Source organism: Ornithinibacillus bavariensis, assembly GCF_018333235.1.
Taxonomy (GTDB): Bacteria; Bacillota; Bacilli; order Bacillales; family Amphibacillaceae; genus Ornithinibacillus; species Ornithinibacillus bavariensis.
Map to the genome: position 1 here is coordinate 978,199 of NZ_BORP01000001.1, position 12,637 is coordinate 990,835.

The following is a 12,637-nucleotide window of genomic DNA, read 5'->3' on the forward strand; positions in this document are numbered from 1 at the left end:
CACCTCTATATTTATCATTTTCATTACTTATTACTTAATGCCGCGACCCCTGGTAAAGTCTTACCTTCCATAAATTCCAAAGAAGCTCCTCCACCAGTAGATACATGATCCATTTTTTCAGCTAAATCAAATTTCTCTACTGCAGCTGCAGAGTCTCCTCCACCAATTACGGTATAACCATCTGTATTTGCCAATGCTTCGGCAACAGCTTTCGTACCATTGGCAAATGCATTCAACTCAAATACTCCCATAGGGCCATTCCAAATGATGAGCTTCGAATCTTTTACGATTTGACTGTATTTTGCCCTCGTTTCGGGACCAATATCAAGTGCTTCCCAATCAGCAGGAATCTCAGAAATAGGCACTATCCTTGTATTAGCACTCTCGGAAAAGTCATCTGCAACAACGACATCGATTGGTAATACAAAATTAACACCTTTTTCTTCTGCTTTTTTCATAAACTCTTTTGCTAACTCAATTTTATCTTCTTCTAATAATGACTTCCCGATTTCATACCCTTGGGCTTTAACAAAAGTATAGGCAAGACCGCCACCGACAATAAGATTGTCAACTTTATCTAAAAGATTATCGATAACACCAATTTTATCCTTAACCTTTGCACCACCAATGATGGCTGTAAAAGGACGATCTGGATTTTCTAGTGCTTTACCTAATACAGATAATTCTTTCTCCATCAGAAAACCAGCTGCAGATGGAAGCTTTTCAGCAATACCTGCAGTAGATGCATGTGCACGGTGAGCGGCACCGAATGCATCATTTACATAAATATCTGCCATGTTAGCAAATGCTTCCGCTAAAGTTGGGTCATTCTTCTCCTCACCAGCCTCAAACCGAACATTTTCTAACAGTAAAATGCCACCAGCTTGAAGTTCAGAAATAGCTTCATCTACTTCTTTTCCATAAACGGAATCCGTTTTGGAAACCTCTTTTCCGATTAGGTCGCTTAAACGCTTCGCAACAGGATCAAGACGTAATTCTTCTACTACTTGGCCTTTTGGTCGACCAAGATGACTTGCTAAAATTACTTTTGCTCCATGTTCAGATAAATACTTGATGGTAGGTAATGCTGCTCTAATTCTTGTATCGTCTGTTACTTCTCCATCTTTCATCGGTACATTAAAATCAACTCGACAAAAAACCTTCTTCCCATTAAGGTCAAGATCCTGTATTGTCTTCTTATTCACTTCGATTTACCTCCCAACATTATGTAAGCATTACTTGATAGGTTTCCCTTAAGTTACGTCCATACTCATTTTATAAAAAGCCATAAAGGAATGGAAGTAATACCTTGCGACAAACATGAGAAAAGGAGGAGAATTTGCTCCTCCGCCTTTTCACTAATTCATCTTTATATTATAGACCTTTTTGTCCCATGTATGAAGCTAAGTCAACAACACGAGTAGAATAACCCATTTCGTTGTCATACCATGAAAGAACTTTTACTAGGTTACCTTCCATAACCATAGTAGATAGGCCATCAAGGATAGAAGAGTGAGTGTTTCCAACAATATCACTAGATACTAGAGGAGCTTCGCTGTATTCAAAGATACCTTTAAGTTCACCTTCTGCAGCCTCTTTAAATGCTTGGTTCACTTCTTCAGCTGTAACTTCTTTTTCAAGCTCTGCCACTAAATCAACCATTGATCCATCTGGAACTGGAACACGTACTGCCATACCATTTAATTTACCTTTTAATTCAGGTAATACTAGAGCAACTGCTTTAGCTGCACCAGTAGTAGTTGGAATAATGTTTTCAGCAGCCGCACGTGCACGACGATAATCTTTATGTGGTAAATCTAAAATTTGTTGGTCATTTGTATACGCGTGAACAGTTGTCATTAAACCACGCTTCACACCAAATTTATCATTTAATACTTTAGCAAATGGAGCTAAACAGTTTGTAGTACAAGATGCGTTAGAAACGATATGGTGCTTGCTAGGATCATATTGATTATGGTTAACACCCATAACTACTGTAAGGTCTTCATTTTTTGCAGGAGCTGAAATAATTACCTTTTTCGCACCAGCATCAATATGTTTTTGAGAAGAATCACGGTCTACAAAACGACCAGTAGATTCAACAACAACTTCCACACCTAACTCTCCCCATGGAAGATTAGCTGGGTCACGCTCAGCAAGAACTTTTATCTCTTTTCCATTTACAACAATATTGGAACCATTAACGGTAATTTCTTCTTCCAATACGCCATGAACAGAATCATATTTTAATAAATGTGCTAGCATATTTGCATCTGTTAAATCGTTTACTGCTACGATTTCGACATCATCTCTTTTTAAAGCTTGACGAAATACATTACGTCCAATACGTCCAAAACCATTAATACCAACTTTTACTGTCATAGTATATTCCTCCTAAAAATTCTCTAATCTTAAAAATTATTTTAAAGGGAAGCATCCCTTAAAATCTGGTGTGCTGCTGCTTCATCCGTGATTAGCATCGTACTTTTACCATGCTTGAAGTAGGATTGGATTGCTTTTGCCTTAGATTGTCCACCAGCAACGGTAATCACATTATCCATTTTCTCTAAATCTTCTAGCTGTAAACCAACTGTACGAACCTTGTGGACCACATTACCCTCTTGATCGAAATAATACCCAAATGCTTCGCTAACCGCCTTTTTTTCTACTAAATGCTGGATAACTTCATCAGGTGTCTTTCGACGTTTGGCCATTGTAATTGCATCACCGATACCATGTAGAACAATATCAGCATTACGTATCAACTCTAAAATCTCGATGACTGAAGGCTCTTTAATCATATTTTGATAAGATGTTTCACTTATCGGATCTGGGACATATAGCAATCGATAATTTCCTTGTGCTTTTCGAGACATTTGTGAAGCAATCGTGTTTGCTTGATTTTCGACCTCTTCACCAATACCACCACGGGCAGGAACAAATAAGTAGTTACTTGCCTTTTCTAATGGTGTCATGACACTTGCAATAGAGGCCATGGTTGTTCCTCCAGTTACTGCTATGGTCGAATTTCGTCGAATGATTTGCTTCAGATAGGCAACACAAGCTTTCCCCATCTCTTGCTTAATCCATTCATGCTCATCACTATTACCTGGGACAATTACAACATTCTCTACTTGTAATGTTTCCTTAATTTCTTTTTCTAAAACACTTAGTTCTGTTATTTCATTCATTACCTGTGCTAACTGATCGAGTAACATTTTCCCTTGTTCAGTAATAAGCATTCCCTTAGTAGTGACTTCTAATAATCCTTGTTCATGTAAAAAATCAATTTCACTTCGAACTTGTCTTTCTGTTAATGCACTACTTTCAGCTAGCCCCCTTCTTCCTATCGGTTGATAAAGGTTCACACTGTGTAAAAGAGAATATCTAGTTCGCATTACTTCCAACAAATCAGGTATTAGTACTTTTTGCAAATCGATCAATGCCTTCATGACATTTCTCCTTTGAATATCGGGAGCGAAAATGTCCCACTGCTATAAAATGTGTCCCACATGTCCCAAAAAAAATCACATAGATGACTATGTATAGTAGTATCTTACCACATTGTTAAAAATATACAAAGAAAATAGCTCTATCTTTTTCTTATTGGAAGATTATCTTCGATCGTTCGCTGTAACGTACCATAGTCAACATGTTCACAATCAAGTTCAATGTCTTTAATAGTAATTACCGGAATTAATAAATGGTATTTTTCCAGCCAGTCATCATTCGTATATATATCTCTTTTTTCTATCTCGAATTCATAATCCTGCTGGAACATTTCTAAAAATGCCTCTGCATCATCACAAAGTGAACAATTTTCTTTTGTATAAAAATATACTTTATCCATTTTAATCACCTACTTTAGTTATCTAGTGCTAGTATACAAAAGTAGCTCGCACTTAAGCAATTTTGGTGGTTAGTCCTTTCCGTTATGATCTTCTTGCAATATTTGAATAATATCCCTAATATATAAGTAGAAGTTGAAATATTCAATAATTACCTAATTGTTTAAGATATCTTGTAAATATACTAAGGTTTCAAATTGGATTAAAGGAGGAATAACAATGGGTTTTCTAAGTGGAATCATGGGTAATGCATCAACAGTCAAGAAAGAGGAAGTACAAAAAGAAATTGGTGACTTACTTGCAAATGGAGAAGAAATCGATGTAGCTTTCAAATTAATAAGAGATTTAATTGTATTTACAGATAGCAGGCTGATATTGGTGGATAAGCAAGGGCTAACCGGTAAAAAGACAGAATATCACTCGATACCATACAAAAGCATTTCCCACTTCAGTGTAGAATCCGCAGGACATTTTGACTTGGATGCTGAGTTAAAAATTTGGATTTCAGGTGCGGAGCTTCCAGCTATACAGAAGCAATTTAAAAAAGATAAAAGCATTTATGATGTTCAAAAAGTATTAGCAACTGTATGTAAATAAGTACATTTATAACTTGATAATCTACAAATCATAAATTCTTAAAAAAACAAGAACAAATGTAGAAAAAAATTTAACACTGAATTTATTTTTTACTTTTAATCAGTAACTTATGATTGAAACTAATACTCACGCCTATTTTTTATGATTTTAATATGTAATGAAATACATGATGACAGCAAGGTAAAGTCCTTGCTGTTATTTTTTATAAAAAACTTTTGAAAACTTGTGATATGAACAGTTATTTGGTTATCTTACAAATAACGATAATTTCCCTAACTAGAGTGAACAGCAAATTTGGGAATTTATTTCAATACATACATGATTTCCCACATGCACATAGTTTCCTTTCCTAATCCTCTACATCATGCTTTTCGTTTAACAACTACATCCTTGATTTTCCGATTAACTTTTTACATCTTTTTCTTCAAATAATACATATCGCTGTTCCCAGTCCATCCTTTTACAATCTCAGATGATATGAATTAGAAAGAACTCAATAAAATAGACATCTTTCTTCCCATAGATAATACAAAAAATATGCTAATTTAGTAGAATATATAACCAGCCAATATGATGACTTTTGAATACTTTAACTAATAAGTGAATAGGAAAGGAGGTGATATGGATGAGTAGAGTATGGAGAAACAATGATTTCGATACTAATCCATCACGCTCCAGAAATGAAGTAGAAAATAGAGTAGAAAATGAACTAGATGCAAGGTTGGATAACGATCTCGACAATGATAATGATATTGATGTTCGAGACAAAAATACCAATATTGCAAAAGTAATTAGAAGTGGTAACGCCCGAGTTGATCTGGATGTAAGAGTAGATAGTGAATCACGCTCAAGAGTAAGGTCAAGAGCCGAAGCGGAACAAGACCAAGATCAGGAGCAGAATCAGAGGCAGAGACAGAGAGAGAGTGAGAGGGAACGTAGGCACGAGAGGGACCGAGACTAATTCCGCATTGGAAGGATATTAGCTCCGGCTAGTATCCTTCTATTTTTAAGCAAAGGAGAAGATTTGCATGCATGATCGGTTTATTAAACATGAAGATAACGCAACTGTTGGGAAAAGCGGTAATTCTGATGTCGATATCACAATAGACATTGATACAACTGCAATTGCTTATGCTATGTTATGTTCTCTTTATGCCACTAATCGTCTAAATAGTAAAGAATTCGATTTAGCAATAAGAAAATTCGATTCTTTGATGGAGAGAAAAGAGAGAAGACCTATAAAATATAACAATGACGCGAGTTCACCAAAATTATATAATATACCGTCAAATAACCGTAGAAGAAGCTAAACTTTAGCGTCATTAATTTAATGACGCTCGCTTCTTCTTCGTATTTTCAAACAATTCTTACCACACCTCGCTATAGCCCAAATTACATTTCTTAGGATAACTATTGTTTCTTTACTTGGTTCACCTATTTCCTTGCAATGAAGAAATATATTCCAACGCTCTTTTATGTATTTGAAAAAAATAGATTGCATTAATTTCTTTGCAATAATAAGTAGTAAAAGAATTAAATCCTTAAGTTTGGAAAATATAAAGAAAATAAAAGTTCCAAAGATGAGGTATTTTAAATGATACTCTCCATAGCCCTCTTACTAACTGTACTATTAACTATTCTCGCGTTTCGCACAAAAAGTCTCCATAAAATTGAAGTAATTGTACTAATAGTGTTTATCTCTAACATCGTAAATAATGTGTATAGTATGTGGGGTTTAAACCTTAACCATATAAAAACTTCAGATAGAATGGAAGAATTTATTTCATTTGTATTAGTTTCAGCAGCAATGATGCCCGCACTCATAACTTGTATGCTTGGGATTATTTTATCCATTCGTACACTAGTTTGGAAATATTTGTTTATCATAATAAGCCCTTTTTTGCTCATTCTTATCGAATATCTTGCTGATGTCGTAGGACTAATTGAGCACTACCAAATGTCAATATGGGACTCACTTATCGTTTGGACTTCCGTACTTCTCATTGCATATATATTTCGAAGTTTTTTCTATTCACTATTGAAGGGAGTTTAAATAGATTATGTTATTACTTCCTATCCATTTTGATGAAAATGAGTGGTTTGTCATCATGGCTCTTTTTTTATTAACTTTAGGATTAATTATTTTTCGTAATGTTTTATCTTCAGCTGTGATTGTAGCAGTATTAATTTATTTTGCTACGATAGGAAAATGGACCGATTATGTTGTAGGTATTAAGTTTCAACATTATCTTGCTTTAGATACGTTCAAGCAAGATTTATTTGACTGGTTATGTCTGGAAATAGCATACCCGTTAATTGGTTATTTTTTTGTGAATTTCTTAGCTAGTTGGAAGTTAAAAGGTATGTTTACCATTCTCTATATATTTCTATGGTCAATTTTACTAGTTTTCTCGGAATGGATTGCTTCATTATTCAACGTATTTATTTATATTAGATGGAATTTGCTATATTCCTTTATTGTTTATTTTTCTGTGCTATCGTTATGTATTCTCTATCTAAAATTAATCCAGCGAGTTTATTGTAGTTCTTTACAGAAATAGCCTGTAGTTTTAACCTAATCTACATAGATAATTTTTAATCATAGGTTTATTCCTTTAAGGATAATAAACTAGAAAAGCTGGGTAGCTACTAGTGATTTTACTTACTTGCATTAATAAAATTAATTTAAATGGAATAGGGTACATAAATTTTACAAGAAGTAAATGAGCAAGTGGTTTTCAGTGAGCCTGACATTTCTAGAATAAACAGCACTCTAAAGTTGCCATTAATTTAACAGAATTTCGATATTGGAGGTCCTCTTTTATTTAAAACTCTTCTCCTACTCCAAACTCATCCCACTTACCTTTGCCCTGATATGTATTACTTTGTTTCTCCTTGTTCCTACAAAAAGGTTATTTAAGCATTACCTTAAAAGGCATTAACATAGACATAAAAGGAGTGTTTCTCTGCACTTTCTAAGAGGAAAAAGTACCGCATCGAGGGCGATTCAATAATTCATATATATTTTAATTGCTTCTTTCATTTTTAATGAAAGCTTATAAACCCTTACTTTTATGTCAATTATTTTAATAAAGAATAAACAAAGGAGTTTTCTATTATGCGTTCAACGTTTGTAGGATCTTTCCTTCTAGGAATTGGAACAATCGGAATGATGGACGGTATTGTTTTCCACCAAATTTTACAATGGCATAGTATTTATATGCACACGAATAGGTTTAACCAAATAGTCAGTGATGGCTTGTTTCATTTAATTGTTACAATTGTTATTTTTATTGGTGCAGTTATCTTATGGAAAAGCGATCCATCAGATTCAAAAAATAATAACTTTACCTTTTTAAGTGGATTATTTCTTGGTGCAGGTATATTTAATTTTATAGAAGGTATCTTAAACCACCATATTCTACAAATACACCATGTGAAACCAGGTCCAAATCAATTTTTATACGACATTCTATTTGACGTCACTGGGATTATTATAATTATTATTGGACTGCTTTTTATGAAAATCAGTTCAGCAAAAGGCTAAATATAAAGCATATACCACTAAGATATTAAAAGTGTTCATGTCTAATTTGATCTAGAAAATGAATCAGTCTGATTGATTTACTAAAATTACTACTGAATACTAACGATTTTTTGGTAGATGAATAATGATCCTCAAATTAGTTCGAATTCCAAAAAGGTAAAAATGCAATTTTTTAAATCCTAACTATAAAGGTAGCTTTTAGTCTATCTGTACATGCAGACCTAAGAAGAAAAAATCAATCACTTAAAAATCTTTTAATATATTTCTTTTTCTTTTTCTAAGACTACTTCTCTATTCATCTACTACTATCGTCTTTATTATACGAAACACCTTTATTTACAAATTGGGAAAGTTCACCTCTAAAACTCCATAAAAACTTTTCTAATTTTTCCTAAAGTAGAAAAGCTCCAGAACCTATTACCTCAGACGAGGCTTTACTTAATTTCATACGATTATGATAATGTTCTTAAATAAATATAGGGGGAAACTTTATACATATTTGTTCGTATTAATAGATAAGGATAGTTTAAATTGGGGGGATTATTGTGTCTATACCATATGAAATTATCATTTTATCACTTATAGTAGGACTTATTGTTTCTTTAATTTTTTCGTTAATTTTCAAGAACAAAGAAAAGAAAGATAGTGGGTTTGTATTTTTTTACGATAGATTGACATATAGAAGGAAAATGATTCGAACCCTATGGTTGTTTCCAGTGCTAGTTATTTTAATTTTCGCTATAAACTTATTGGCTAGTTTCGATTTTAAGGAAACTCTTATTGTTTCAGTTTTCTTCTTAATTCTTTTTCTAATACAATTCTTTTATAACTACACAAGGTGGAAAAAACATGAAAAGTAAGACCTGCATAAGCATAATAATATTCCTTTCCTTTGCATTAATAAGTAATAATTATAGCGGTTTAAAATGTGGTGAAATCGGCTCGATTGGTTTCCGGTACCAGGTTTGTCGGGGGTTCGAATCCCTTTGGGCGCGTATTTGAAGTCAAATGTTGCAAGGGTTTGAGTGAATCTCATTCCCTTGCTATTTTTATGGAATTCTAACCAAATTCTAACCATCGGGTTCTGAAATAAACCTATTAATTTCAGAAGGAAGTCAAGATTTAATCCACACCGTGTTGGGCGTACTTATATATAATCCAGCAGGATTTTTGCTACCCTTGTCGAAATATGTAGATAGAGGGTGATTTAAAAAGGGCTATTGAATAACAAAATTGTCTTTTTATCGGTTGTCAATTGAATTTTTAATTATTTACTATACCATCGGAAACTACAACCTATATAAACAGGTACTTCAATTAAAGTTATCATAATGTGTTTAACTGTGGTTTTGCAAAAAAATCTGTAGTCTATTGCTATTTTTGGTATAGGTTAATGGATGTTAAAACTTAATGGATTGCTAACAAAATTACAAACGAAATTGCTAACACGATTTGAAAAGAACTAACATTTATTCGTAGATTAATAGATACAAATCTTTAGTTAATCAAGGAAAGTTTCCAGATTTTTATTGAAATACAGATAAAAAGATCGCTTTGCTTTAAAAACTTTCCTCATTTTCTACAGATCCATTTTGGTACACTATAAAAAAACTGAAATGGAGTGATATAAATGAGTTATGGAGACGATGTCCTATTAGATAAATTATTAAATCCTTTCATCGACCGGGACAAGGTTGGTATGATAAAAAACCGGAAGAAGAAAAGGAAGATAAGAATGTGACCCTAGAGTTTACTCCGGAATGGGATTAAGAAATTGGATTTGAACAAGATTACCCTTCTTGTGGAAGCAGGAGGGGGATTCTTCTAGAAGAATACGTTCAATTCTAAAGATGGATTTCTATACCAGGCTATTCATAATGCTGCTTAAGCTTATATATTACACCCTTAAATACCACTGCTATAATGATATAAGGGATAAACGAATAGATATGTTTCCAATGGTATAGTACGTATACTTGTAACCATACCAATAATGGTTCCAAAATAAATGAAAAAATAAACGCTTGAATTATGACAGCGATTATAAAGGATTTCCATGTATTAAAATATTGATAAATAATCATATAAATTATTGGCATAAGTATTGTATCAATTTCAATAACTATAGATAGTGGTGTTAACGTATGTTTGTATTGCCATAACATCAGGAAAACCCCTGTTATATCTGCAATTACTGCTGTAAATGCAACCATAAATCCGTATGTAGTAATCTCAAAAATTCTCTTCTTGTCTAATATAATCAACCATACAAAAAGGAAAACTAAGGTTGTGAACAATAGAATCCACCATCTGAAAGTAAATAAGGTATCATTTAACCAATGTTCCAATTGTATATTATTAAACTGCCTTGTTATCTTGACAACCTCTTCCCAACTTTCCTTCATATTAGTCCTCCTAAGTTAGTATTAATGTTCACTTATTTGATACCCACCTATGATGGAGGTAGAACATACCGAATAATATCCAATCTGCTAGATATGATAACCCTATATTCCACCATAATCTATGTTCAATAAACCCGATATACAGATAAATAAGTTCAATTACAATAGAAAAAGCAGTCCAATAAAATATATACCTAATAATTGATAAGTTCGTTTGTTTTTTCGGTAATGAGTGTAGGAAAAAGTAAATAACTACAAAATATATTCCAAATCCATTTAATATCTGAATGAAAAAGATTTCTAGCTTTGTTCCCGGATAGTACCATAAAGGATAAATCAATATCAGTAAATCTGTAATAAATGAATAGATTATTCCTAAGTATATAGTGCTTAAAAACAAAGGAAGTTTCTTCTTGTTAGAAAAAGAAAAAAACGCCAACCAACTTACTATAAATGTTATTGTTCCAGTGAACATTGATATTTCTCCTTCTACTGATAATCCTGCACATTTTGTATAGTTTAATAATATCTTTTTATAAATCCATGAAAATATACTTTGTGTTGAACTTGCTGGATTAGCCTATATTTTATTTTTACACATAAAATAAACCCGCAAAGATTCGGTTCTGATACGACATTCTGCTCTTCCTTTGTAGATAATCACATGATAGTAAAGTGAAAGTGCCAATAATTTTATTTTTATAGGGAAAAATATAATGGAAAACAGCTTATAGGAGTTACTATCGTGAGTAGAGTAATTATTTCATTTGCAGCTTTACTACTGTTTAGTTTAAATAACTTGGTTGATGCTACCACAGAGGAAATTAAACCCTTTGCGGAAGACTGGTATGTGACAACAGAAGATATTATTTGGGATATCATATTTCCTGCTATTGATAAAAAGGTCATAGAAGAATATGGAGGACAAGAGGATTCTGGCTTCGGCTGGCAGAAACAGAGAATAGTTAAGATTGTTTATAACAATAACCATTCGTATGATATATCCATAAAAATTCAAGTTCCTACTTTCGAAAATAGCCCATTTGCATATTCAGAGGATCTTGTAAAAGTAAGGATATATCCATCTTGTGATAGTCCTAAAATCGCGTGTGATAATAATTTTAATGTAGAAGTATTAGACTATAAACATTTGAAGTAAAGTAACAAACCCTATATACTATAAAAGTCCTCCTGCTTGGAGGGCTAATCTATCTTTACATCAATTATATTAATAAAATCAATTTTAGTTCCGTCTTTCAGTAACAAACATTTATTCATTGTATCAATCTTAGTAAGTTTACCTCTGACTTGCTTATAATCATTGTCACTATAGTATTTAATAATAACAGACAGGTCATCATGAATAGCGAGCTGCAGCTTCATATTTATTTCTTCGATCTGTTGTTCGTCAAGATTTGGCCTATCCTTGTATTCCTGCTGTTTCCACACTCTCCTTAGTAGTTCTTGATGCTCTGGAAGCATCATAGCCGTCCATTTAATACTACCACGATCATTCACATCCATATTATGCTCCCACTCTCTTTCTGTTTGGTCCTGCTGAAAGGATATTCTCAAGTTTGAAGGTTCTTACCTTCTTACGCCAATAGCAAAAAGCTACTATGGTATTGCCATTCATGCTGATAACACGAATAAACCGCTGAGTAACATTGTTATTATTATCAATGTAAAAGATGACAATTTTCTCTTTGTTATCAATAGATTGTTGGAATAATCCTTTCATATTTAGACCAACTTATAGAACACTTGTTCGCATTTATTATATAAGAACATTAGTTCGTTTTCAAGTGGTAAAATTTTACAGGAACATACAGAGATTCTTTAAATATTTAAGGGGATAAAGATAGTGAATTAGGCAGGAAATGCAGAATATAAACTCATGTTGTACGAAGCCTTTTAGTGCTATTTTTTTATGCTTTGAATCTTAATTAGTCCAAAAAATAAACCCATGTAAGATGGGTTTATTTAAAGGGCGAATTCTCAAGAGGTAATTCATAAACATCTTCATTACTATTTACTTCATTACCTTCTGAATTACCAAAAAAGATTAAAAGTGAAACTAAAATGAAAATAAAATTCATAAATATAAACATCAATGTCGCTGCTGACCATATGGAACTAATGGTATTATAAAAACCATTAGATACTTCGCCGTTTTCTAATAAAACCTGATACAAAATAGTAACAACTACTGTAATGAATCCTACCAATAAGGTTAAACA

Annotated in this window: 13 protein-coding genes; 7 read left to right on the top strand and 6 right to left on the bottom strand. The window is 32.8% G+C overall.

Translation table 11 applies throughout. The features are described 5' to 3' along the window. Positions 1-23 precede the first annotated feature (23 nt). The 4 genes from KI338_RS04900 to KI338_RS04915 form a co-directional block, all read right to left on the bottom strand. Positions 24-1,205, bottom strand: a complete 1,182-nt coding sequence (locus tag KI338_RS04900) for a phosphoglycerate kinase (protein ID WP_212919829.1) — start codon at positions 1,203-1,205, stop codon at positions 24-26. A 169-nt stretch (positions 1,206-1,374) separates the two neighbouring features. After that, entirely contained in the window at positions 1,375-2,382 is a 1,008-nt protein-coding gene (gene gap, locus KI338_RS04905; protein ID WP_212919830.1) for a type I glyceraldehyde-3-phosphate dehydrogenase, read from the bottom strand. Positions 2,383-2,423: 41 nt separating this feature from the next. After that, positions 2,424-3,452, bottom strand: coding sequence for a sugar-binding transcriptional regulator (locus tag KI338_RS04910; RefSeq protein ID WP_212919831.1), 1,029 nt, complete (start codon positions 3,450-3,452; stop codon positions 2,424-2,426). 140 nt (positions 3,453-3,592) lie between these two features. Continuing rightward, on the bottom strand, positions 3,593-3,850 hold the full coding sequence (locus tag KI338_RS04915) for a glutaredoxin family protein (protein ID WP_212919832.1): 258 nt from the start codon (positions 3,848-3,850) through the stop codon (positions 3,593-3,595). Positions 3,851-4,067: 217 nt separating this feature from the next. Between KI338_RS04915 and KI338_RS04920 the strand changes: the two genes are divergently transcribed. The 6 genes from KI338_RS04920 (at position 4,068) to KI338_RS04945 (ending at position 7,992) form a co-directional block, all read left to right on the top strand. After that, complete coding sequence (locus KI338_RS04920) at positions 4,068-4,445, top strand: PH domain-containing protein (RefSeq protein WP_212919833.1); 378 nt, start codon at positions 4,068-4,070, stop codon at positions 4,443-4,445. A 625-nt stretch (positions 4,446-5,070) separates the two neighbouring features. Beyond that, entirely contained in the window at positions 5,071-5,406 is a 336-nt protein-coding gene (locus tag KI338_RS04925; protein WP_212919834.1) for a hypothetical protein, read from the top strand. A 67-nt stretch (positions 5,407-5,473) separates the two neighbouring features. Continuing rightward, the gene (locus KI338_RS04930; protein ID WP_212919835.1) at positions 5,474-5,755 is read left to right on the top strand and encodes a hypothetical protein; all 282 of its coding nucleotides are present in this window, start codon (positions 5,474-5,476) and stop codon (positions 5,753-5,755) included. 284 nt (positions 5,756-6,039) lie between these two features. Further along, positions 6,040-6,498, top strand: a complete 459-nt coding sequence (locus KI338_RS04935) for a hypothetical protein (protein WP_212919836.1) — start codon at positions 6,040-6,042, stop codon at positions 6,496-6,498. A 7-nt stretch (positions 6,499-6,505) separates the two neighbouring features. Continuing rightward, positions 6,506-7,006 (top strand): hypothetical protein, encoded by a 501-nt coding sequence (locus KI338_RS04940; RefSeq protein WP_212919837.1) that lies wholly within the window; start codon positions 6,506-6,508, stop codon positions 7,004-7,006. Positions 7,007-7,563: 557 nt separating this feature from the next. Then, complete coding sequence (locus KI338_RS04945; RefSeq protein WP_212919838.1) at positions 7,564-7,992, top strand: DUF2243 domain-containing protein; 429 nt, start codon at positions 7,564-7,566, stop codon at positions 7,990-7,992. A 1,868-nt stretch (positions 7,993-9,860) separates the two neighbouring features. Here the strand turns inward: KI338_RS04945 and KI338_RS04950 are convergent. Then, positions 9,861-10,397: a CBO0543 family protein gene (locus tag KI338_RS04950; protein WP_212919839.1), complete on the bottom strand. Its 537-nt coding sequence runs from the start codon at positions 10,395-10,397 to the stop codon at positions 9,861-9,863. A gap of 745 nt (positions 10,398-11,142) precedes the next feature. Here KI338_RS04950 and KI338_RS04955 point away from each other — a divergent pair. Further along, positions 11,143-11,556 (top strand): hypothetical protein, encoded by a 414-nt coding sequence (locus tag KI338_RS04955; RefSeq protein WP_212919840.1) that lies wholly within the window; start codon positions 11,143-11,145, stop codon positions 11,554-11,556. A 44-nt stretch (positions 11,557-11,600) separates the two neighbouring features. Here the strand turns inward: KI338_RS04955 and KI338_RS04960 are convergent, their stop codons facing one another. Continuing rightward, positions 11,601-11,921, bottom strand: a complete 321-nt coding sequence (locus KI338_RS04960; protein ID WP_212919841.1) for a YolD-like family protein — start codon at positions 11,919-11,921, stop codon at positions 11,601-11,603. Positions 11,922-12,637: the final 716 nt, after the last annotated feature.